The 21,245-nt window shown below is 49.9% G+C and carries 20 protein-coding genes; 5 read left to right on the top strand and 15 right to left on the bottom strand.

The genetic code is table 11. From position 1 onward, the window contains the following. Positions 1-30: 30 nt before the first annotated feature. A complete protein-coding gene (rlmC, locus tag MPHASIOC01_RS02780; protein WP_064599930.1) occupies positions 31-1,155 on the top strand; it encodes a 23S rRNA (uracil(747)-C(5))-methyltransferase RlmC in 1,125 nt (374 codons plus the stop codon). Between the two features lie 68 nt (positions 1,156-1,223). On the opposite strand, the gene MPHASIOC01_RS02785 is transcribed toward rlmC, so the two are convergent. The 6 genes from MPHASIOC01_RS02785 to MPHASIOC01_RS02810 form a co-directional block, all read right to left on the bottom strand. Continuing rightward, a complete protein-coding gene (locus tag MPHASIOC01_RS02785; RefSeq protein WP_064599932.1) occupies positions 1,224-1,952 on the bottom strand; it encodes an arginine ABC transporter substrate-binding protein in 729 nt (242 codons plus the stop codon). 162 nt (positions 1,953-2,114) lie between these two features. After that, positions 2,115-2,783: an arginine ABC transporter permease ArtM gene (gene artM / locus MPHASIOC01_RS02790; RefSeq protein WP_064599934.1), complete on the bottom strand. Its 669-nt coding sequence runs from the start codon at positions 2,781-2,783 to the stop codon at positions 2,115-2,117. Then, positions 2,783-3,499: an arginine ABC transporter permease ArtQ gene (artQ, locus tag MPHASIOC01_RS02795; RefSeq protein ID WP_064599936.1), complete on the bottom strand. Its 717-nt coding sequence runs from the start codon at positions 3,497-3,499 to the stop codon at positions 2,783-2,785. Before artQ ends, artM begins: the two co-directional genes overlap by 1 nt. A gap of 8 nt (positions 3,500-3,507) precedes the next feature. After that, positions 3,508-4,239: an arginine ABC transporter substrate-binding protein ArtI gene (gene artI, locus MPHASIOC01_RS02800; RefSeq protein ID WP_064600267.1), complete on the bottom strand. Its 732-nt coding sequence runs from the start codon at positions 4,237-4,239 to the stop codon at positions 3,508-3,510. Positions 4,240-4,258: 19 nt separating this feature from the next. After that, complete coding sequence (gene artP, locus MPHASIOC01_RS02805) at positions 4,259-4,987, bottom strand: arginine ABC transporter ATP-binding protein ArtP (protein ID WP_064599938.1); 729 nt, start codon at positions 4,985-4,987, stop codon at positions 4,259-4,261. A 226-nt stretch (positions 4,988-5,213) separates the two neighbouring features. After that, the gene (locus MPHASIOC01_RS02810) at positions 5,214-5,705 is read right to left on the bottom strand and encodes a lipoprotein (RefSeq protein WP_353613877.1); all 492 of its coding nucleotides are present in this window, start codon (positions 5,703-5,705) and stop codon (positions 5,214-5,216) included. A gap of 195 nt (positions 5,706-5,900) precedes the next feature. On the opposite strand from MPHASIOC01_RS02810, the gene MPHASIOC01_RS02815 reads away from it, so the two are divergent. Beyond that, positions 5,901-6,728, top strand: coding sequence for an N-acetylmuramoyl-L-alanine amidase (locus MPHASIOC01_RS02815; protein ID WP_405027762.1), 828 nt, complete (start codon positions 5,901-5,903; stop codon positions 6,726-6,728). Positions 6,729-6,843: 115 nt separating this feature from the next. On the opposite strand, the gene MPHASIOC01_RS02820 is transcribed toward MPHASIOC01_RS02815, so the two are convergent. The 7 genes from MPHASIOC01_RS02820 to aqpZ all read right to left on the bottom strand — a co-directional run bounded on the left by MPHASIOC01_RS02820 (position 6,844) and on the right by aqpZ (position 15,075). Continuing rightward, positions 6,844-7,854: an NAD(P)-dependent oxidoreductase gene (locus MPHASIOC01_RS02820; protein WP_064599945.1), complete on the bottom strand. Its 1,011-nt coding sequence runs from the start codon at positions 7,852-7,854 to the stop codon at positions 6,844-6,846. Between the two features lie 85 nt (positions 7,855-7,939). Continuing rightward, positions 7,940-9,394, bottom strand: a complete 1,455-nt coding sequence (locus tag MPHASIOC01_RS02825; protein WP_353613879.1) for a DUF2867 domain-containing protein — start codon at positions 9,392-9,394, stop codon at positions 7,940-7,942. Then, the gene (ltaE, locus tag MPHASIOC01_RS02830) at positions 9,394-10,395 is read right to left on the bottom strand and encodes a low-specificity L-threonine aldolase (protein ID WP_353613880.1); all 1,002 of its coding nucleotides are present in this window, start codon (positions 10,393-10,395) and stop codon (positions 9,394-9,396) included. The genes MPHASIOC01_RS02825 and ltaE overlap by 1 nt, the downstream gene beginning before the upstream one ends. A 112-nt stretch (positions 10,396-10,507) precedes the next feature. Further along, positions 10,508-11,479, bottom strand: a complete 972-nt coding sequence (hcr, locus tag MPHASIOC01_RS02835) for an NADH oxidoreductase (RefSeq protein WP_353613881.1) — start codon at positions 11,477-11,479, stop codon at positions 10,508-10,510. Between the two features lie 20 nt (positions 11,480-11,499). After that, complete coding sequence (hcp, locus tag MPHASIOC01_RS02840; protein WP_353613882.1) at positions 11,500-13,152, bottom strand: hydroxylamine reductase; 1,653 nt, start codon at positions 13,150-13,152, stop codon at positions 11,500-11,502. Positions 13,153-13,294: 142 nt separating this feature from the next. After that, complete coding sequence (locus tag MPHASIOC01_RS02845; RefSeq protein WP_353613883.1) at positions 13,295-14,194, bottom strand: lysine exporter LysO family protein; 900 nt, start codon at positions 14,192-14,194, stop codon at positions 13,295-13,297. A 185-nt stretch (positions 14,195-14,379) separates the two neighbouring features. Continuing rightward, positions 14,380-15,075 (bottom strand): aquaporin Z, encoded by a 696-nt coding sequence (aqpZ, locus tag MPHASIOC01_RS02850; protein ID WP_064600269.1) that lies wholly within the window; start codon positions 15,073-15,075, stop codon positions 14,380-14,382. 406 nt (positions 15,076-15,481) lie between these two features. On the opposite strand from aqpZ, the gene MPHASIOC01_RS02855 reads away from it, so the two are divergent. After that, positions 15,482-17,140: an ATP-dependent endonuclease gene (locus MPHASIOC01_RS02855; protein WP_064600271.1), complete on the top strand. Its 1,659-nt coding sequence runs from the start codon at positions 15,482-15,484 to the stop codon at positions 17,138-17,140. Between the two features lie 264 nt (positions 17,141-17,404). On the opposite strand, the gene cspD is transcribed toward MPHASIOC01_RS02855, so the two are convergent. Further along, positions 17,405-17,626 carry a cold shock-like protein CspD gene (gene cspD, locus MPHASIOC01_RS02860; RefSeq protein ID WP_036107699.1) on the bottom strand — a complete coding sequence of 74 codons (222 nt, stop codon included), beginning with the start codon at positions 17,624-17,626 and terminating at the stop codon, positions 17,405-17,407. 323 nt (positions 17,627-17,949) lie between these two features. Here cspD and clpS point away from each other — a divergent pair, with 323 nt between their 5' ends. After that, positions 17,950-18,270: an ATP-dependent Clp protease adapter ClpS gene (gene clpS / locus MPHASIOC01_RS02865; RefSeq protein WP_064599957.1), complete on the top strand. Its 321-nt coding sequence runs from the start codon at positions 17,950-17,952 to the stop codon at positions 18,268-18,270. A 28-nt stretch (positions 18,271-18,298) separates the two neighbouring features. After that, on the top strand, positions 18,299-20,578 hold the full coding sequence (gene clpA, locus MPHASIOC01_RS02870) for an ATP-dependent Clp protease ATP-binding subunit ClpA (RefSeq protein WP_064599959.1): 2,280 nt from the start codon (positions 18,299-18,301) through the stop codon (positions 20,576-20,578). Positions 20,579-20,865: 287 nt separating this feature from the next. Here clpA and infA read toward each other — a convergent pair whose 3' ends face one another. Beyond that, the gene (gene infA / locus MPHASIOC01_RS02875) at positions 20,866-21,084 is read right to left on the bottom strand and encodes a translation initiation factor IF-1 (protein ID WP_001040187.1); all 219 of its coding nucleotides are present in this window, start codon (positions 21,082-21,084) and stop codon (positions 20,866-20,868) included. Positions 21,085-21,245 lie beyond the last annotated feature (161 nt).

The following is a 21,245-nucleotide window of genomic DNA, read 5'->3' on the forward strand; positions in this document are numbered from 1 at the left end:
TCCCGTTCCGCTTTTTTCCAGGGTTTTTTTATGCAGTGCGAACTCTATGCTGAAGGGCATTGCCACTCCTGCCAGTGGCTGATGCTTCCGCTTGCTCAACAACTTGAAAAGAAAATGGCGCATTTGCGCGCGCTGCTCACTGCTATGCCGGTTGGTCAGTGGTGTCAGCCGGTCAGTGGTGCTGAGCAGGCGTTTCGCAATAAAGCCAAAATGGTGGTAAGTGGCAGCGTTGAACGCCCCATTCTTGGGGTTCGTAACCGTGATGGCAGTGTGGCTGACCTGGCGGATTGTCCGCTGTACCCGGCTACTTTTGCCGGGGTTTTTGCGGTTATTAAACCGTTTATTGCCCGGGTTGGCCTCACGCCCTATAACGTTGAACGGCAACGAGGCGAGCTGAAATATGTGCTACTGACACAAAGCCAGCATGATGGCAGCCTGATGCTGCGTTTCGTGTTGCGCTCTGCGGCTAAAATTGCCCGCCTGAAACAGGAACTGCCCTGGCTGCAGGAACAGGTCCCCCAGTTACGTGTGATTACAGCTAACATTCAGCCGGTACATATGGCCATTATGGAAGGGGAAGAAGAAATTCTGTTAACCCCGGAAACCGCTTTGCGTGAAGTCTTTAATGGAGTGCCATTGTGGATCCGCCCGCAAAGTTTTTTCCAGACTAACCCACAGGTTGCCAGTGCATTGTATGCCACCGCCCGTGACTGGGTGCGTGGCTTACCTGTACAACATATGTGGGACTTGTTTTGTGGTGTGGGTGGGTTTGGTCTGCACTGCGCTACGCCACAAATGCACCTGACCGGAATAGAAATCGCCCCGGAAGCAATAGCCTGTGCACAGCAGTCAGCACAAGAATTGGGGCTCAAGTACGTCGATTTCCGGGCGCTGGATTCTACCGCCTGGGCCACAGGACAGCAGGCGGTACCGGATCTTGTGCTGGTTAACCCCCCAAGGCGCGGAATTGGCCCTGAACTGTGCCGTTTTTTAACTGATATGGCTCCGGGTTTTATTGTCTATTCCAGTTGTAACGCGGTCACCATGGCCGAAGATATTCGCCGCCTTGCTGGCTACAGTATTGAACAGGTTCAGTTATTTGATATGTTCCCGCATACAGCACATTATGAAGTGCTGGCATTGCTACGCCGCTGAAGGTCTGTGCGGGAAATACAAAACCGCTGCACATAAGTAACAGCGGTTTTTCTTGTGCTGCTACCGGTTTATTGCGGGAACCATTTATTACTGATTTTTTGGTAAGTCCCGTCTGCTTTTATGGCGTCCAGTGCTGTATTCAGTTGTTGCAGCAGAGCCGTGTTTTGCGGGCGAACGGCAATACCTAAGCCGGTGCCAAAATATTGTGGATCAGTGACATGCTGGCCTACTGTTGCCAGTTCCGGGTTTGATTTCAGCCACTCATTTACCACCGCTGTATCACCAAAGACACCATCCAGGCGGCCATTTTTCAGGTCAATGATGGCATTCTGGTAACTGTCATAAGCCACGGTTTTAATCTCAGGGTGTTTTTCCTGCAGATATTTCTGGTGAGTAGTCCCGTTTTCCATGCCAATCCGTTTGCCTTTTAAGTCTGCAAAGCTGGTGAACTGGCCTTTTTTGGCAATCACTACAGCAGAGTTAGCGTAATACGGCTGGGTAAATGTGACTTGTTTACTGCGTTCCGGCGTGATGTCCATGCCGGAGATAACCGCATCAAACTTACGGAACTTAAGCGACGGGATAAGGCTGTCGAATGCCTGGTTGGTAAAGGTGCAGTCTGCCGCCATTTTTTGGCATAAAGCGTTGGCCAGGTCGATATCAAAACCAACAATATGGTTATTGGCATCTAAGGATTCAAAAGGAGGGTAGGTGGCAGAAAGCCCAAAGTTAATTTTTTCTGCTGCGCTAACCTGGAAAGCACTGGCCATCATGGCAACCAATAACCATTTTTTCATTGTGTGTTGCTCCTGTCTGTCACTGTTTTTTTATGTTCGTGATAGCGGGAGTATTATCCATAATGAATTTATATGCAATTAAAATGTATAATTAGTTATTTTTATGGGTAAGAAAAAGGCGACTCTGAGCCGCCTTTTTCTCTGACTGAAAATATCCAAAACTTAATTACGGCGTTCGAAAGCCAGCGCGCGGCGTTCGATTACACGCATCAGTAATGTAAGAATACCATTTACTATCAAATAGATGACTCCGGCTGCACCAAACACCATGACATCATAGGTGCGGCCATACAACAGTTGGCCATAGCCCATTACTTCCATCAGTGTGATGGTATAAGCAAGTGAAGTGCTTTTGAATACCAGAACCACTTCGTTGGAATACGAAGACAAGGCGCGTTTGAAGGCGAATGGCAACAGAATTGCCAACTGGTCTTTACGGCTCATACCCAGTGACTGGCAGGATTGCCACTGCCCGGCAGGGATTGCGCGAATTGCACCATAAAATAGCTGCGTGGTGTAGGCCGCACTGTTAAGTGACAATGCCAGCATGGCGCATAGCCACGGCTCGGACAGTAAATGCCATAACACCGGGTAGTTTTGCAGTGAAGGAAACTGGCCTGGCCCGTAGTAGATAAGAAAGATCTGCACCAGCAAAGGTGTACCGGTAAACAACGTGATATAGCCACGTACCAACAGTGACGCAATCGGCGTTTTCAGCGTTAAAATAACCGTGAAAACCAGCGACAGAGCGAGAGCCAGAATAATTGAAGCAGCAGTCAGAGTCAGACTGGTGTGCAGGCCTTTTAATAACTCAGGTAAATAAGCAAGCATTATTCCGGCCTCCGCTCAAAACGTGTCGCGCGCAGGTCAATACGCTTGAGAACATACTGGCTTATCAGTGTGATGACCAGGTAGATAGCGGCCGCAATAATGTACCAGGTGAAAGGCTCCTGAGTGCGCGTGGCAATACTACGGGTTTGCAACATCAGGTCGTTAACACTTATCAGTGAAACTAAAGCCGTGTCTTTAAGCAGAACCAGCCACTGGTTGCCTAAACCGGGAAGGGCATGGCGCCACATTTGCGGCATTACAATGCGGAAAAAGATGGCCGCTTTGCTCAGCCCCAGCGCCTGGCCCGATTCACGCTGGCCTTCTGGCACGGCTTTCAGTGCGCCACGTAACGTTTGTGAGGCGTAAGCCGCATACAACAACGACAGGGCAATGACCCCACACAGGAACGGGCTGACATCAAAGTTCTCAATCTGCACCTGAATATGGAGTTGGGTTAATCCAAGCGGCAGGGTAAAACCATCTGAGAGCGTCAGTAACAGTTGGGAAGCGCCGAAATAGACAAACAACACCACCAGAATTTCCGGCAGGCCACGCAACAAAGTGACTAATCCGGACGCCAGCCACGAAACAGCACGCAGGCGTGATGACTCAAGCACTGCAAACAGCATCGCCAGAGCAAGGCCAACAACCAGTGCACAAACGGCAAGGCCGACGGTCATCCCGGCGGCGCTTGCTAAAGGAAACATTTCGTTCATTCAGTTGATTACTTCTGGAACCATTTGTTGTAGATGGCGGTGTATGTTCCGTCAGCTTTTACTTTGTCCAGCGCGGCGTTGAATTTCTGTTGCAACTCGGTATTACCCATACGAACAGCAATTCCCAGGCCTGTGCCAAAGTAGTCTTTATCTGTCACTTTATCGCCCACCGCTGCAAGTTTCGGGTCTGCTTTCAGCCATTCGGTGACGACTGCAGTATCACCGAATACTGCGTCAATCCGGCCATTTTGTAGATCCAGTTTAGCGTTCTGGTAGCTGTCGTAAGGTACAACCGTGATTTCCGGATGTTTATCCAAAATAAATTTCTGATGCGTGGTACCGTTCTGCACACCCACTTTTTTGCCTTTCAGTTCAGCAATTGTGGTGTATTTACCTTTCTGGCCAACAAACAGTGCAGAGTTGTCGTAATAAGGTTTGGTGAACAGCACCTGTTTTTCACGTTCAGGAGTAATATCCATCCCGGCCATCACTGCATCAAAACGGCGGAATTTCAGGCTGGGGATCAGGCTGTCAAATGCCTGGTTGGTAAATGTACAGGTTGCATCAATTTGTTTGCACAATGCATTAGCCAGATCAACATCGAAACCAACGATTTTGTTGCTGGCATCCATAGACTCAAACGGAGGGTAGGAGGCTTCTGTTGCAAAACGGATTGTCTGTGCTGCAGTTGCAGAAAGGCTCAGGCTGGCAAGCAGCGTGGCAATAATTACTTTTTTCATTGTCATTTCCCAAACAACATCAGTGAGAGAGATACTGTTTAAACGCATCGGTTTGCGGCTCGCTAAAGCAGGACGCATCGCCTTGTTCAACAATGTGGCCATTTTCCATATACACAACACGGCTGGCCGTTTTACGTGCGACTTCCACTTCGTGGGTCACGATGACCTGAGTGATCCCCGTTTCTGAAAGCTCACGAATAATACTGACTATCTGCGCTGTAATTTCCGGGTCTAGCGCGGCAGTCGGTTCGTCAAACAACAAAACCTGTGGTTCCATCATGAGTGCCCTGGCAATGGCAACGCGCTGTTGCTGACCACCAGATAAATGTAATGGATAGCGGTCACTGTACGGGGTAAGGCGCAAGCGGTTAAGAAGCTTTTCCGCTCTGACGCGGGCTTCATCTTTACTCAGGCCTAACACCCGGCAGGGGGCTTCAATTAAGTTGTGCATCACAGACAGATGCGGCCACAAATTATATTGCTGAAACACCATACCCACATTCTGGCGTAACAGGCGAATTGCCATGTCACTGGGAGTCCTGGTGAAATTAAACTGGTTGCCTGCAATGTTCAGCGTCCCGGAACGTGGCATTTCCAGCAGGTTAAGTACCCGCAGCAGTGAACTTTTGCCTGCACCACTCGGGCCAAGCAGCACCAGCGTTTCGCCCTGAGGGCAATCCAGGGTGATATCGAACAGCGCCTGATGCGCGCCGTAGAAGCAATTAATGCTGTTTAGTTGAATACTCATGCGAAGCAGTCGAATAGCTATTGAGGCCGCAAATAGTAACGTTCACAGAATACTTATGCAATATTTATGGGTTAAAACTTAAATTCAACTGGGTAGTCTGGATAAATGTAGCATAAGATAGCGGGGTCAGGGGGAGGTGAGTATAAATGTCGGTCATTTAACAAAATGCCAGACTATTTATACGGTTTACTTTTCCTGACCCGCAGAGATTGGCCGCCGGCTACAGTTAGTGGCGTTCAAGTGACTGGCGAAGAGTTCCTGCGACCGCCGTGCTGGACGGAGTCAGGTAACGAACGTCATCCACTACCCAGCACTGGCCTTCACGCACCATCAGCACTTCGTCTTTACCTTCGTTTGTTCCTTGCTTAATAGTTACACGCAGTGGGATGTTTCGCGCATCACTATTGGGAATGGTTGAAGCGCTGGCAACACTTGCGCTGTCCGGGGCAGGAGTAAAACTGGAGAATTTAAGCGTACTGTTCTGCTGCTGTACCCGTTGCCACAGATTGTCGCTCAGGTAAGGGCGTAACCCGGCAATATCAGTTGCACTATGGTGATTTGCCCGATAATCGTAAAATTGCTGTGCGACGCTGTCCGGGCCGCCATCTGCACATGGACCCACGCGAGTGCTGGTATCCTTAATGGCTGGGGTCACAGTGGTACAGGCGCTGAGAACCAGCGTACTGGCGAGAGAGATACCGGCCAATGTTTTACGCATTATTATTTCCTTATGTATTTTGAAAACGGATGTGAACAAATATAACTCTTACAGAGAATAGCTTGTTCCGTGTTATTCGGTTGGTGCAGTTGTGCTAAGAGCGTAAGATAGTTGTCCTTAACAGGATGTTTTTCCCCGGTATTCACTCCTTTTGGGGAAACAAAAGTGAACAATGGCAGGAATGATGCAGTCATGATGAAGGCATTTATTTATTTTTCGCTGGCGCTGTTACTGGTGAGTTGCCGTGGCAATAATGACATTGAAGACCGGGGTTCCTACGAGGTTAATACCAGCCAGCATGCTTATGCTGCTTTCCCCCGTGTGCGCATACTGGTGATTCATTACACCGCTGGTGATTTCGATACATCCCTGAGCACACTGGTTGGCAATAATGTCAGTGCTCACTATTTAATTGCGCAAGAACAACCCAAGCCGGGTGATAAACCGTTGGTGTGGCAACTGGTTCCTGAAAGTGATATTGCGTGGCATGCCGGGGTCAGTTACTGGCGCGGTACTACCCGGTTAAATGATGTTTCTGTTGGGATTGAGCTGGAGAATGCCGGGTGGATGCGGGAACATGGCGTGAAACGTTTTGCCCCTTTTCCTGTTATGCAGATTAATGCCTTAATCCCTCTGGCGCGCGATATTATTCAGCGCTATCACATCAAGCCGCAAAATGTAGTGGCCCACGCAGATATCGCACCGCAACGTAAACAAGACCCCGGCCCGTTATTTCCATGGGAAATGCTGGCACACGAAGGCATTGGCGCCTGGCCCGACACGGCACGGGTTACGGTCTATCTTGCCGGGCGCCCCGCCTGGCAGCCTGTCCCCATGCCCGAAATGCTGGCGTTGCTTTCACGCTATGGTTATGAAGTGACGCCCGGGATGAGCGATGCAGAACAACACCGGGTAGTGGCTGCTTTCCAGATGCATTTTCGCCCGGCAAAGTATGATGGCAACCCAGATGCCCAGACCGAAGCAATTGCCCGCGCATTACTGGAAAAATACCCGCATCACTAATGGCTTTTGTATAAGCACGGGCGAGAAATGATACGCCCGGCCGCGCCATAAAACCAAAGCGCGCAATCCATAAAAGCTGCGCGCCAGTTGGTTAATGAGAGAATAGCAAAAAACGTTAACGCAACCGCCCATGGTCTTTTAGCCATTCAGCAGTCAGGTGGATGCCTTCATCAAGAGAAATAACCGGCTGGTAGCCCAGTTCTGTTGCCGCTCGCTGTGTATCTAGTGTGAAATCAAAATTGAGTTTGGATACGCCGTAGTGAGTCAACGCAGGTTCACGCGACGCTTTATTGCCAAAACGTTCCATACCGCGGGCAAACATATCCAGCATGGGGTAAGGCACTGAACGAATTCGGCACTTTATACCCAGTTCATCAATCAGGCGTTGCACGATTAACCGTAATGGGCGAGCTTCCTGATTAGTAATATTGTACGCCCGCCCGGATGGCAGTTTGTCACAGGCTTCACTGCTTGCCAGCCACATGGCATGCACCGCGTTTTCCTGGTAGGTCATATCCACCACAGCATCGCCGCCGCGCGGCAGCAAAATACTGCCATAGTGGCGCATCATTTGTACCAGCCGGGGGAAAAACACTGTGTCATGGGGCCCGAACAGGCTTTGTGGGCGTAAAACCGTAAAGCGGGTTTGCGGGTTGGACTGCGCAAGGTGATGAATGACATCTTCGGCCGCCGCTTTACTACGGGCAAACTCGTTGGCATAACGCACCGGGCGAAAATCTTCATGTACGTTATGGTGGTGGTGGTAATCGAAATAGAGTGAAGGTGAGGAGATATGGACAAAATTCCGCACGCCCCAGGCTACAGCCCATTCACCCAGGCGACGGGTCGCCCGGACATTCGCCAGATCAAAAGCATCCTGGGTGCCCCATGGGGAGGTAAAACTGGAGCAATGCCACAGGGTATCGACCCCTGCAAGCATCGCTTTTGCCTGCGAAGAGACGAGGTCTGTCAGGTTGGCATGGATAAATTCTGCACCCAGTTTTTCCAGCAGTTGCCCCATGGCTGCGTTGGTTCCTGTGGCACGTACACTGACACCTTTGTGGCGCAGGTATTCCACCGCATTTCTGCCCAGGCCACTGGTTGCACCTGTGATCAGTACCTTCATGTAAACTCAGCTTTCTGTTGAAATGACGTGCGCATTTTTCCGTGAAAAGCGCACACATGCAATGGGCTGGTGGTAAGAAAACAGGTTAATCCGAGGTTTTTTTACCAGATTGTTCGGCCAACTGAATGACTCGTCTGACCATGCCACGAAAAATAAACAAATGTGCGGGGATCATCACCAACCAGTAGAGTAACCCTGAGAAGCCATGAGGATGCCACCAGGCGCGAATATCCACTTCCCGGTAATCGCCTTTATCCCGCAGGGTAAAACACAGACGACCCAGTCCTGGTGCTTTCATGCCAAATAATAAACTTAACTGTTTCTCCGGGTCTGCTATCAGCACTTTCCAGCTATCCACCTTATCGCCTTTTTGCAACCAAAGCCTGCCAGGGCGGCCTTTGGGTAAGGGGTGGCCCAGTAACCGGTCAATCAGGGCGCGTGTCGCCCACAGTGGGCCACCAAAGAAAAAGCCTTCTTTCCCTCCTACCTGGTTTATCACCTGCCATAAAGCGGTTGCTGAAGCGGTAGTGCTCTGGGTGTGGCCTGCCTGTTTGGGGAAATAGCCGTATTCAGGTTGCCAGCGGGCATGGGCGTATTCATCAAACCCCCAGTCACTGGGATGTGCAAGGTGTTGTTCTTCTTCCAGCGTCTTACGCACGGCATCATCAAAAGTGGTGAGCTTTCGTGGGAACAGTTGTTGCAACTGGCTGGCATCCGGGAGCAGGTCATGAGCTATTCCCTGAATCAGTGCCTGAGCAGTCGCAGGGGGCACTGACGTTATCAGGTGCAAAAACCACACGGAGATCCAGCGTACCGGAAGAGGGATGGCAACCAGTGGGCGGTGAACACCACTGATAGCCATAAAACGGTGAAATTGCTCCTGGTAAGAGAGCACTTCCGGGCCTGCGGCTTCGAAAACCTGGTGTCCATCGGGGGAATAAAACGCAAGCCGCACCAGGTAATAAAGTAAGTCATTGAGGGCGATGGGGCTGGTGCGTGAACGCACCCAGCGTGGCGGGGTCAGTAGCGGGAGGTTGTAAACCATATCGCGCATGACTTCGAACGCTGCAGAGCCGGCACCGACAATAATCCCTGCCCGCAACTCGGTGAGCGGAACGCCAGCTTCACCCAGAATTTGTGCAGTCTGGTAACGGGCAAGCATATGGCCAGAGCGGGTATCTGGCTCCCGGGGTTGTAATGCGCTGACAAAAATCAGGTGCCTGACCGGGTATTGTTTCAGTTCATCACGCAGGTGGCGGGCGCAACGGGCCTCTCGCTGAATAAAGTCCGCACCATCGCCCATGCAGTGAACCAGGTAGTAGACGATATCACATTGGTGCAGCAGTGGTTTCAGGCTACCGTTTTTGAGGAGATCAACCTGGTGGCATTGTACATTTTCCCAATGCTGGTCTTCCAGCCAGCTAACATTGCGGGCCGCAGCAATAACCTGGTGCCCTTCGGCCACCAGCCGCGGAACCAGACGCTGTCCAATATAACCGCTGGCTCCGAGCACCAGAATACGCAATGTAGTTTGTTCCATCAGTTGTTGAAAAACGCACGCCAGTTTTCAACAACGTTTTGTAACGCCTCACGGTCAACATCAAGGTGTGTGACAATGCGGGTTACCGGTGCTGCATTAAGCAAGATTTGTTTGTGGGAGAAGTATTCACTCAGTGCCTGAACTTTATCCTGGGGTACGCGTACAAACAGCATATTAGTATCCTGGCGAGTGACATCCGCACCACATTCACGCAACTGCTGTGCCAGCCAGGCGGCGTTATCGTGGTCATCCTGCAAACGTGTCACATTGTTTTTGAGTGCGTACAGCCCGGCCGCAGCAAGGATCCCTGCCTGGCGCATACCTCCGCCGCACATTTTTCGCCAGCGTAATGCGCGTGAGATATAAGATTTGCTACCTATCAGGAGCGAGCCTGCGGGTGCGCCAAGGCCTTTTGAAAGGCAAATAGTCAGCGAGTCGCAATATTGGGTGAGTTCATGCAGTTCACACTGGCTGGCGACGGCGGCATTGAAAATACGCGCACCATCAATATGCAGGGCAAGCCCTCGTTCACGGGTAAAGGACCAGGCGCTGGCGAGATAATCTACGGGCAGCACTTTGCCATTGTGGGTATTTTCCAGACTGAGCAGGCGGGTGCGGGCAAAATGCACATCGTCAGGTTTGATTTTCGCCGCTACTTTATCCAGTGGTAATGTACCATCGGGCGCGGCATCAATTGGTTGAGGCTGAATACTGCCCAATACAGCGGCCCCACCGGCTTCGTATAAGTAATTATGGGCACCCTGGCCCACAATATACTCTTCTCCGCGTTCACAGTGACTGAGTAACGCGACCAGGTTTGCCTGCGTACCTGTTGGCAAAAACAGTGCAGCTTCTTTGTTGCACAATTGTGCCGCATAATCCTGCAGCGAATTGACTGTTGGGTCATCACCATAGACATCGTCCCCAACCGGGGCGTTCATCATGGCTTCGCGCATAGCAAAACTGGGGCGGGTTACGGTGTCGCTGCGTAAATCAATCACGAGGCTTCCTTTGTTTTTGCGAAGAGAAGCCTCTGTTTTACCGGAACCGCCCTGTTTGCGCTACTACTAAACAACCATGCAACACTCGCTTTTCCCACGAGTAGCCAGCGAGTCAGGCCAGTTCCAGGTCACTTTGTGGCTGACAGGCACAAGCCAGCACATAACCTTCGGCAATTTCTTGCTCTGTCAGGGTTGCCGTGCTGCTGACCTGGTATTTGCCTTTGGTAATGCGTGTCTTACAACAACCACAGACACCCGCCCGGCAGGCACTGTTCACCGCAACCTGATTTTGTTCCAGTACTTCCAGCAAACTCAGGCCAACAGGAGCCTGGAAGTTTCTGAGTGGAGAGTGGGTTGTAAAGGTTAGCTTGCCTCCGCCAGGCTGTTTAATGGGAGGAATAAAGAAAGCCTCTTTGTGTACTTCTGTGGCTCCGGCTTCCCGGGCCAGGGATTCGACCAGCGTCATGAAGGGGGCAGGGCCGCAGGTCATCACGGTACGGCCAGCAATATTGGGCACGCTGTTAATCAGCGTAGCGGTAATGCGCCCACTCAGTATGCCTTCTTGTGTTCCCTGTTCTGCCACCAGTGTTACCGGGACGGTTTGCCATTCGCCGGCAAAAATAATGTCCTGTTCGCTGCGCACACAGTAAATCACCTGAACATCGTCCTCCGGGCGTTTAGCCTGTAACCAACGGTACATCGACATAATCGGTGTGACGCCACAACCACCTGCAACCAGTAACCAACTGTGCGCAGATTTATCTGCACAGGTGAAATCCCCTTGTGCTTCTGACAGCCACAGTTCGTCACCACTGTGAACCTCGCGGGTCAGCCATTGTGACCCGGTGCCATTTTCAATACGGCGGATAGTCAGTGACAGAAACGGGCTGACTCCCGGTGTGGATGACAGGCTGTAGGCACGCACGGTGTCCGGGGTGTTACCAATACTCACCAGAGCATATTGCCCTGGCTTATAGGGGTAAAAATCATGGCAAATGAGTGCCAGCGTATACACATCTGGCGTCTCCTGAATAATATGATGTACCTGCATGCGGTGCGGGCAACGTGGGTTGGGTATCGTCATCAGCCTTGCTCCTTATACCTTTATGCACCGAGTAACTGCTGCATATCCTGCTCAACGGAAGTGATTTGGCGCAGTCCAAATTTTTCGTTCAGGACAGAAAGCAGGTTAGGGGTGAGGAATGCAGGTGCTGTTGGGCCAGTGACAATATTGGTTACACCCAGCGATAGCAGTGTCAGAAGTATTACAATGGCTTTTTGTTCAAACCAGGATAGCACCAGGCTGAGTGGCAAGTCATTTACGCCACAGCCCAGTTTTTCAGCCAGAGTGACAGCCAGCATAATAGCGGAATAGGCATCGTTGCACTGGCCTGCGTCAATCAGGCGAGGCAGGCCTTCAAGCGTGCCAAAATCAAGTTTGTTGAACCGGTATTTTCCGCAAGCCAAAGTCAGCACCAGGCAATCATTTGGTACCTGGGTTGCGAAATCGGTAAAGTAGCTCCTCTCTCCACGGGCACCATCGCACCCGCCAACCAGGAAAACATGGCGCAACACGCCCCGGCTGACCATGTCAATTAATGTGTCTGCCGCTCCCAGTAATGTCTGGCGGCCAAAGCCGACAGTAATTAAGTGCTCAATTTCACTGTACGGGAAGCCCTGCATCTGTTGTGCCTGAGCAATTACTGGTGCGAAATCATCACCTTCCAGGTGTTTAACACCCGGCCAGCCAACGATACTGCGGGTCCAGATGCGGTCATCATAAGCTTCACGAGATGGATCAATGATGCAGTTGGATGTCATCACGATGGGGCCAGGAAAGCGGGCGAATTCGCTTTGCTGGTTTTGCCAGCCACTGCCGTAGTTCCCCACCAGGTGGCTGTATTTACGCAGTTCCGGATACCCATGGGCTGGCAGCATTTCACCGTGGGTGTAAATATTGATGCCTGTGCCTTCTGTTTGTTGTAACAAATTCTGCAGGTCACGCAGGTCATGCCCGGAAATTAAAATACATTTACCGGCGACGGGTTTGACATTCACCTGAGTCGGAGTTGGGTGGCCGTATGCCGTGGTTTCACCGGCATCCAGCATTTGCATGATTGCAAAGTTCATCTGACCGATTTCCATCGCACACTCCAGCAGTGCAGACATATCACCAGGCCAGGTACCCAACCATGCCATAATTTTATGGTAACGGGCATAGATATCGTCGTTTTGCTGGCCCAGCACATGCGCATGCTCCATGTAAGCCGCTGCACCTTTAAGCCCGTACAGGCACAACAGACGCAGGCCGAGAATATCTTCACCAATCTCTGTTTTGTCGCGGTTGGGCGCAAACTGTGCAGCCTGGCGCTGCAGCTCGCCCAGGTCTTCGCTGACAAGGGTAATATCAGCCATCGGGTGGTTTACCACCAGATCTGGAGAGACAGCCATGCAGCGCTGGCGCAGGCTTTCCCTGCGCACAATAGCTTCACGAGCATAACCCACAATACGCGGTGAATCGAAGTTAACATTGGTGAGTGTGGCGAAAAATGCACGAGGAGCAAAACTGTCTGTGTCGTTATCGGTGATGCCTCTGGCACGGGCTTCTGTCGCCCATACTGAGAGTCCCTGCAGGCAGGCAATCAGCAGATCCTGCAGATCGGATGTTTGAGCTGTTTTCCCACAAACCCCTTGAGCCCATGCGCAACCGTTACCTGCTGGCGTCCGCATTGTTTGTTCACATTGCACACAAAACATAGTTGAACCCTTAAAGTTATATTTAAAATACATGTTTAAGAGTAAAAGCAGAAGAGTGCAGAGAAAAGGTATTTTAAATGTAACTTTATCTTAGTTTGATTTACCGCAATTTTTGGCGGCATTGCTACCGCCAATAACCGGGTTAATGAGAAAAGAAAGCCATCAATACAGGGACTAACAGGCTTAGTACGAATCCGTGCACAATGGCGGGCGGCACAATCTCTATCCCGCCACTGCGTTGCAGTACTGGCAGTGTGAAATCCATGGAGGTAGCGCCACAAATACCCAGCGCGGTAGAACGGCTGTGGCGAATCAGGCCGGGAATAAGCATGATAGCAATCAATTCGCGGGCCAGATCATTGAAGAATGCGGCACTACCAATGACCGGCCCCCAGGACTCCGTCATCAAAATACCTGACAATGAATACCAGCCAAAACCGGAAGACATTGCCAGCCCGGCCTTTAGAGGCAGACCGAGTACAAATGCATTGATAACACCACCACACAATGAACTGGCTATCACTACGCCACTGACCATCATCCCACGGCGGTTCAGGACAATTTGCTTTAGTGTCATGCTGCTGTTACGTAACTGAATACCTATCAGAAACAGAAGAAATATTAAGGTGTACTCACTGGCTTGTGTGGCATGGCGTAGCAGGCTCAGTCCACTCATGCCCAGAACAAAACCGGCAACAACGACGCCGCAAAGCTTGAGTGATTCCAGCGCCATGGCAAGGCGTGATGGCAGTGCTTCTTGCTGATGTTGGTGGCGCCACGGGCGCAGCGATTCCAGCAGCCACAGTGCGCCAATATTCAGGGTGATAATGACAAAAACGCTCACGGCGGCATAATGGAATATCGCCACCAGGTTGCTACTCAGATTATCCAAAAATGCCAGGCTTATCCCCATGAAAAACAGAATGATATAGACAATCCAGCTTAACATCCGGTTAATAAACTTTAGCGCAGAACGGCTCTTGAATGGTAACAGATACCCCAGAATGAGGGGCAGAAGAATAATAAGCAGTCCCGCGAGCATTTAAGACGACATCCATGAGAGAAGTAGTAAGAAACTTCACACTAGCGAAAAAAGGGCATTGAGTAAAGAATGATAAATAGTTGTTACAACAGTAATCTCAGCAGGCGTAAAAAAGCCCGGGTAAACCGGGCATGAAGGCAGAAAAAGCTAATAGTTGTATAATAAATAATCTCATTTATGGATGGCTACTGGCGTTTCTCTAATAAAGTCCGGTAAATAAGACCACCCAGAATACCGCCGATAATTGGCATTACCCAGAAGAGCCAAAGTTGCTGCAATGCCCAGCCACCCTGAAAAATAGCCACAGCAGTGCTACGGGCCGGGTTGACGGATGTATTAGTTACTGGAATGCTAATTAAATGAATAAGCGTTAATGCCAGGCCAATTGCAATAGGGGCAAAGCCCGCAGGTGCAAATTTATCTGTTGCACCATGAATAACTAACAGGAAACCGCAAGTCAGGACAATTTCAATAATAATCGCGGAGGTCATCGAATAATGGTCTGGTGAATGCTCACCATAACCATTTGAAGCAAAACCGCTGGCTGCTGCGTCAAAACCTGCTTTGCCACTGGCAACTAAATAAAGAATAGCAGCGGCAACAATGCCGCCAATAACCTGAGCGACAATATAGCCAATGACCTCTTTGGCAGGAAAGCGCCCTCCTGCCCACAAACCCAGCGTTACCGCAGGGTTGAAGTGGCCGCCAGAAATATGTCCAACAGCAAAAGCCATGGTTAACACTGTTAACCCAAATGCCAATGCCACCCCAACAAAACCAATGCCTAATTCTGGATAAGCTGCCGCAAAGATTGCACTACCACAACCGCCAAAGACCAACCAGAATGTTCCAAAAAATTCTGCTGCTAATTTTCTGGCCATATTCACCTCGTTAAAAAGACAGATAATTTTTGTGTTTAAGATACGAATATAAATTAAGAAAAAGCCATGCGTTACCATGTAAATAAAGGGTTGCGCATTAATAGGAATACCAATGATCACCAGAAGCAGACTGGTGAGTTGATATATGACTTGTTCACTTTTTATAGATATTATCACGAACAAAAAAAGTGTAGATAACTTTTGTTAAGGTGGTGGAAAATTCTTACTTATGGGTTATTTCTGTATAATTGATTTATTACTGCTACAAGGGAAAAATGGGATACCCCATTATTTACCAGTTTTTACCCTGGTTGAGAGTTCAGGCATGTCTTCTGGTTTATTCCCCCGCTATACTGAGAAAACAATGCGTTGCGTTGTGCATCGCCAGAAGCAAACAGGAGTGGCTATGCTGCTTGAACGTGTCGAGATAGTCGGATTTCGGGGTATCAACCGTTTGTCGTTAACGCTTGAGCAAAATAATGTTCTGATTGGCGAGAATGCCTGGGGGAAATCCAGCCTGCTTGACGCACTGACTCTGTTATTGTCTCCGGGCCAGAAACTCTATCATTTTGTAAAAGATGATTTTTACTTTCCTCCTGGCGATGTCGCTGGCCGGGAGCATCACCTGCATATCATTCTTACTTTCCGTGAAACCGCACCCGGGCATTATCTTGGGCGGCGTTACCGGTGTCTGGAGCCACTCTGGACTGAAAGTGGGGATGAACACCGGCGTATTTTTTATCGTCTTGAGGGGGCTCTGGCAGATGATGACAGTGTCATTACATTACGTTCATTTCTGGATCAATATGGTCAACCGCTCAGTTTAGGTAACATCAATAACCTCGCTGAGCATGTTTGCCGCCTGAACCCGGTACTGCGTCTGCGAGATGCACGTTTTTTGCGGCGCCGGCGCGGTGAGAGGTTGGCGCAACCTGTAGAAACGGAAATGACCGCCCAGCAACTGGATCTGCTGGCAAAGGAATTGGTAAGGCGCCCACAGAACCTTACTAATAGTCAGCTCCGCCAGGGGCTTTCCGCCATGGTGCTGCTACTGGAACATTATTTTTCTGAACAGAGTAATGACAATGGACAATACCGCCTGATGCGTAAACGCTCTTATGATGAGCAACGCAGTTGGCGTTACCTGGATGTTATTAACCAACTGATTGACCGTCCCGGTGGACGCAATCATCGAATGATCCTGCTTGGCATGTTTGCCACGCTGTTGCAGGCGAAAGGCGCGGTTCAACTCCATCGGGATGCCCGGCCACTGTTGCTGGTGGAAGACCCGGAAACCCGTCTGCATCCCATTATGTTGTCGGTTGCCTGGCAGTTGCTCAATTTACTTCCCCTGCAACGTATCACTACTACCAATTCGGGGGAACTACTCTCACTGACTCCGGTAAGAGAAGTGTGTCGCCTGGTGCGTGAATCATCCCGTGTTTCGTCATGGCGTCTTGGGTCGGTAGGGTTAAATGCCGAGGACAGCCGCCGTATCGCCTTCCATATCCGGTTCAACCGTGCTTCTTCGTTATTCGCCCGTTGTTGGCTGCTGGTAGAGGGGGAAACCGAGGTATGGATGATGAACGAGCTGGCACGCCAGTGTGGTTACCATTTCGATGCAGAAGGGGTACGGGTTATTGAATTTGCGCAGTGTGGTCTGAAGCCCTTGATTCGTTTTGCCCGCCGTATGGGGATTGAGTGGCATGTGCTGGTAGATGGTGATGAGGCCGGGAAGAAATATGCAGCTACAGTGCGCAGTTTACTGGAGCATAACCGCGAGCTGGAGCGGGATCATCTGACGCCACTACCTGCACCGGATATGGAGCATTTTATGTACCGGGAAGGGTTTGATGATGTTTTTCATCGCGTTGCACAGTTGCCGGAAAATATCCCGATGAATGCCCGGCGCATTATTACGAAAGCGATTCATCGTTCTTCAAAACCCGATCTGGCAATTGAAATCGCGGCTGTTTCGGCACAAAGAGGGCTGGAGGCTATTCCGCCGTTATTCAAAAAGATGTTTTCACGGGTTATCTGGCTGGCCCGTGGGCGTGCCGATTGAAGACATCAGATTTTATTAGCCGGACTTGGGGTACATCACATAATCGGTATCAAGGGATGTTCCTTGCTGCCGATACTTTGTTTAAGGCCGATGAGTAAGTTGTGAACAAAATGGTTTGAATTTGGTGTGTGGGCCCCCATGTAGTCAGAATGGAGAACCGCAACACCGGGTGAGAAACCGCAAGTTTGGTTTAAAAATCAAGAAAAATGCCAGGCGAGGTGACTGGCATTTTGACAGAGGTATGTTCACAATGAGAATGAAACATTAAGTGACTGGTTCAGCTTCAACAGGAACGATAACACTTGCGTGGTTGCCTTTAGGGCCCTGATGTACATCGAACCTGACGACCTGCCCAGCCTTGAGAGTTCGGTAACCGTCCATCTGTATTGTAGAGTAGTGGGCGAAGATGTCCTCGCCGCCGCCTTCCGGGCAAATAAAACCGAACCCTTTGGCATTGTTGAACCATTTAACTGTACCCGTTTCCATGCTTCGACATCCTTTAGCTTTTTATTTAAGTAGAGATGGAACTGCCGGTAAGTGCACTGTTTTCTGGTTAAAACACCACCAATGCACGACAGTACAATTTAGATAAATCACGCACAGCGTCAAGAGATCTGGCTGCCGGAAACGTGAGAAATGCGCTAAAATTTGAAGCAGTTAACGCTATTTGCATAATTGTGAGCAAAGTCGCGAATGGCACTAATAGCTGATACTTATCTTGCATCTGAGTTAGATTCAGTATGTGTTTTATGAAACTCAAGGCTGGTTATTTTTTGCGGTCTGCTAACCTGAAATGATGAAGACTGGCGATGGGAAAGACGAACTCCTGGTTTGATTTTGAACAACTTGCGACAGATAAACTGGAAGATGCTTTAAAACCACCATCCATGTACAAGGTCATTCTGATGAATGATGATTATACGCCGATGGAATTTGTTATTGACGTGCTGCAAAAGTTCTTTTCTTATGATGTAGAACGCGCAACGCAACTGATGCTTACTGTTCACTATCGGGGAAAAGCTATCTGCGGTGTTTTCACTGCCGAAGTAGCGGAGACCAAGGTTTCAATGGTGAACAAATATGCAAGGGAGAACGAGCATCCGTTGCTTTGTACGCTGGAAAAAGCCTGATTAAGGCAATCTATTGAGGGGGGTGCCTATGCTCAACCAAGAACTGGAACTCAGTTTAAACATGGCTTTCGCCAGAGCGCGTGAGCACCGACATGAGTTTATGACTGTCGAGCATCTGTTACTGGCTCTGCTCAGCAATCCTTCAGCCCGCGAGGCGCTGGAAGCTTGCACAGTAGATCTGGCAACGCTGAGACAGGAACTTGAGTCCTTCATCGAACAAACCACACCGGTTCTGCCCGCGACAGAAGAAGAGCGTGATACACAGCCTACGCTGAGTTTTCAACGTGTGTTGCAACGGGCTGTTTTCCATGTTCAGTCTTCTGGCCGCAGTGAAGTTACTGGTGCGAATGTGCTGGTGGCAATTTTCAGCGAACAGGAGTCACAAGCGGCCTATTTGCTGCGTAAGCACGAAGTCAGCCGTCTGGATGTGGTGAATTTTATTTCACACGGCACGCGTAAAGACGAATCAGGAAGTGCACCTTCCGGTGGTGCAGAAAATCCAGTCAATGAAGAGCAGGCAGGCGGGGAGGATCGTATGGAAAACTTCACCACCAACTTAAATCAGCTTGCCCGTGTTGGCGGGATAGATCCGCTCATTGGCCGCGATAAAGAACTGGAACGGGCAATTCAGGTATTGTGCCGCCGCCGTAAGAACAACCCGCTACTGGTGGGGGAGTCTGGCGTGGGTAAAACAGCGATTGCTGAAGGTCTTGCCTGGCGTATTGTGAAAGGCGATGTACCGGAAGTGATGGCTGACTGCACTATTTACTCACTGGACATCGGTTCGCTGTTGGCGGGCACCAAATACCGTGGTGATTTTGAAAAACGGTTTAAATCACTGCTTAAACAGCTCGAACAGGATACCAACAGCATCCTGTTTATTGACGAAATTCATACCATCATTGGTGCCGGGGCGGCATCTGGTGGTCAGGTGGATGCTGCTAATCTGATTAAACCGTTGCTGTCGAGCGGCAAGATTCGGGTTATTGGCTCAACCACATATCAGGAATTCAGTAACATTTTCGAAAAGGATCGTGCATTAGCGCGTCGTTTCCAGAAAATCGATATTACTGAACCGAGTGTGGAAGAAACTGTCCAGATACTCAACGGGCTGAAGAGCAAATACGAAGCCCACCATGATGTCCGTTACACAGCGAAAGCGGTACGTGCGGCGGTGGAACTGTCAGTTAAATATATCAATGATCGCCATTTGCCAGATAAAGCCATTGATGTCATTGATGAAGCTGGTGCGCGTAGCCGCCTGATGCCGGTTAGTCGCCGTAAGAAAACGGTTAATGTGAGTGATATTGAGTCTGTTGTTGCGCGCATTGCTCGTATTCCGGAAAAAACCGTTTCTGCCAGTGACCGTGATACGCTGAAAAACCTTGGCGATCGCCTGAAGATGCTGGTATTCGGCCAGGATAAAGCCATTGAGGCATTAACCGAAGCAATCAAAATGAGCCGTGCCGGGCTTGGTCATGAGCATAAGCCCGTGGGGTCGTTCTTGTTTGCTGGCCCTACCGGAGTCGGTAAAACGGAAGTCACTGTGCAACTGGCAAAAGCCATGGGCATTGAGTTACTGCGTTTCGATATGTCCGAATACATGGAACGCCATACGGTTAGTCGCCTGATTGGTGCACCTCCTGGGTATGTCGGTTTCGACCAGGGGGGATTACTGACTGATGCGGTTATTAAACATCCTCATGCGGTTGTGCTGCTTGATGAAATCGAAAAAGCGCATCCGGACGTGTTTAATCTGTTATTGCAGGTGATGGATAACGGGACGCTAACGGATAACAATGGCCGCAAAGCCGATTTCCGTAATGTAGTGCTGGTTATGACGACTAACGCCGGTGTCCGTGAAACGGAACGTAAATCCATCGGGCTTATTCAGCAGGATAACAGCACCGATGCTCAGGAAGAGATCAAGAAAGTGTTCACGCCGGAATTCCGTAACCGCCTTGATAACATTATCTGGTTCAATCACCTCTCCACTGATGTGATTCACCAGGTTGTTGAGAAATTCATTGTGGAATTGCAGGTTCAACTGGATGCGAAGGGTGTGTCACTGGAAGTGAGCCAGGATGCGCGTAACTGGCTGGCCGATAAAGGCTATGATCGTGCGATGGGGGCTCGTCCCATGTCACGAGTGATTCAGGATAACCTGAAAAAACCACTGGCGAATGAATTGCTGTTTGGTTCACTGGTGGATGGTGGACAGGTGACTGTGGAACTGGATACGGCGAAAGACAAGCTGACGTACGATTTCCAGAGCGCGCAAAAACACAAGCCTGAAGCAGCTCACTGACGGATGAGCCAACAGTGAGTTGTTGCGTTAAGTCGCTGTTAAAAGGCCAGGTATTTACCTGGCCTTTTTAATGAGGTTAAGACCTGGCGCAGTTTAGGTACACCAGATAATGATTTTCAGTACGCGGAAGGGGGAGGTTTTTACAGATAACCTCAATTGAGCGACAAGCTGCAAAATCTGGCGAACCGTAATCGCTGTACCAGAGATCTTTCATCAATATAAAAGCCAGCTCACTGGCCTTTATATTGTGCAAAATACACACCGCAGTTGCGATGATAAAAAATCACTTAACGACTACGGAAGACAATGCGGCCTTTGCTCAGGTCGTACGGGGTCAGTTCAACGGTAACTTTGTCACCTGTCAGAATGCGGATATAGTTTTTGCGCATTTTACCGGAGATGTGAGCAGTTACAACGTGACCGTTTTCCAGCTCAACGCGGAACATGGTATTCGGCAACGTTTCCAGAACGGTGCCCTGCATTTCGATATTGTCTTCTTTGGCCATCTAATCCTCGGGGTATCACTACCATAGTTTTGAACCGGCAAGATAATGCCGAAGTTCTCGTATCATGTAAAGATTTCGTGTTTATTGTTCCATTACGCCACTTTTTCACATGCCCGCCCAGGCCCAGCAAAGCTGTCCCCATCATCTGGCAAAAACACAAA

This window comes from Mangrovibacter phragmitis, assembly GCF_040429585.1.
GTDB lineage: Bacteria > Pseudomonadota > Gammaproteobacteria > Enterobacterales > Enterobacteriaceae > Mangrovibacter > Mangrovibacter phragmitis.

Excerpts from the sequence above, each read along its gene's own strand:
- rlmC (WP_064599930.1), top strand. The coding sequence starts at position 31 with ATGCAGTGCGAACTCTATGCTGAAGGGCATTGCCACTCCTGCCAGTGG.
- MPHASIOC01_RS02785 (WP_064599932.1), bottom strand. The coding sequence starts at position 1,952 with ATGAAAAAATGGTTATTGGTTGCCATGATGGCCAGTGCTTTCCAGGTT.
- artM (WP_064599934.1), bottom strand. The coding sequence starts at position 2,783 with ATGCTTGCTTATTTACCTGAGTTATTAAAAGGCCTGCACACCAGTCTG.
- artQ (WP_064599936.1), bottom strand. The coding sequence starts at position 3,499 with ATGAACGAAATGTTTCCTTTAGCAAGCGCCGCCGGGATGACCGTCGGC.
- artI (WP_064600267.1), bottom strand. The coding sequence starts at position 4,239 with ATGAAAAAAGTAATTATTGCCACGCTGCTTGCCAGCCTGAGCCTTTCT.
- artP (WP_064599938.1), bottom strand. The coding sequence starts at position 4,987 with ATGAGTATTCAACTAAACAGCATTAATTGCTTCTACGGCGCGCATCAG.
- MPHASIOC01_RS02810 (WP_353613877.1), bottom strand. The coding sequence starts at position 5,705 with ATGCGTAAAACATTGGCCGGTATCTCTCTCGCCAGTACGCTGGTTCTC.
- MPHASIOC01_RS02815 (WP_405027762.1), top strand. The coding sequence starts at position 5,901 with ATGAAGGCATTTATTTATTTTTCGCTGGCGCTGTTACTGGTGAGTTGC.
- MPHASIOC01_RS02820 (WP_064599945.1), bottom strand. The coding sequence starts at position 7,854 with ATGAAGGTACTGATCACAGGTGCAACCAGTGGCCTGGGCAGAAATGCG.
- MPHASIOC01_RS02825 (WP_353613879.1), bottom strand. The coding sequence starts at position 9,394 with ATGGAACAAACTACATTGCGTATTCTGGTGCTCGGAGCCAGCGGTTAT.
- hcr (WP_353613881.1), bottom strand. The coding sequence starts at position 11,479 with ATGACGATACCCAACCCACGTTGCCCGCACCGCATGCAGGTACATCAT.
- hcp (WP_353613882.1), bottom strand. The coding sequence starts at position 13,152 with ATGTTTTGTGTGCAATGTGAACAAACAATGCGGACGCCAGCAGGTAAC.
- MPHASIOC01_RS02845 (WP_353613883.1), bottom strand. The coding sequence starts at position 14,194 with ATGCTCGCGGGACTGCTTATTATTCTTCTGCCCCTCATTCTGGGGTAT.
- aqpZ (WP_064600269.1), bottom strand. The coding sequence starts at position 15,075 with ATGGCCAGAAAATTAGCAGCAGAATTTTTTGGAACATTCTGGTTGGTC.
- MPHASIOC01_RS02855 (WP_064600271.1), top strand. The coding sequence starts at position 15,482 with ATGCTGCTTGAACGTGTCGAGATAGTCGGATTTCGGGGTATCAACCGT.
- cspD (WP_036107699.1), bottom strand. The coding sequence starts at position 17,626 with ATGGAAACGGGTACAGTTAAATGGTTCAACAATGCCAAAGGGTTCGGT.
- clpS (WP_064599957.1), top strand. The coding sequence starts at position 17,950 with ATGGGAAAGACGAACTCCTGGTTTGATTTTGAACAACTTGCGACAGAT.
- clpA (WP_064599959.1), top strand. The coding sequence starts at position 18,299 with ATGCTCAACCAAGAACTGGAACTCAGTTTAAACATGGCTTTCGCCAGA.
- infA (WP_001040187.1), bottom strand. The coding sequence starts at position 21,084 with ATGGCCAAAGAAGACAATATCGAAATGCAGGGCACCGTTCTGGAAACG.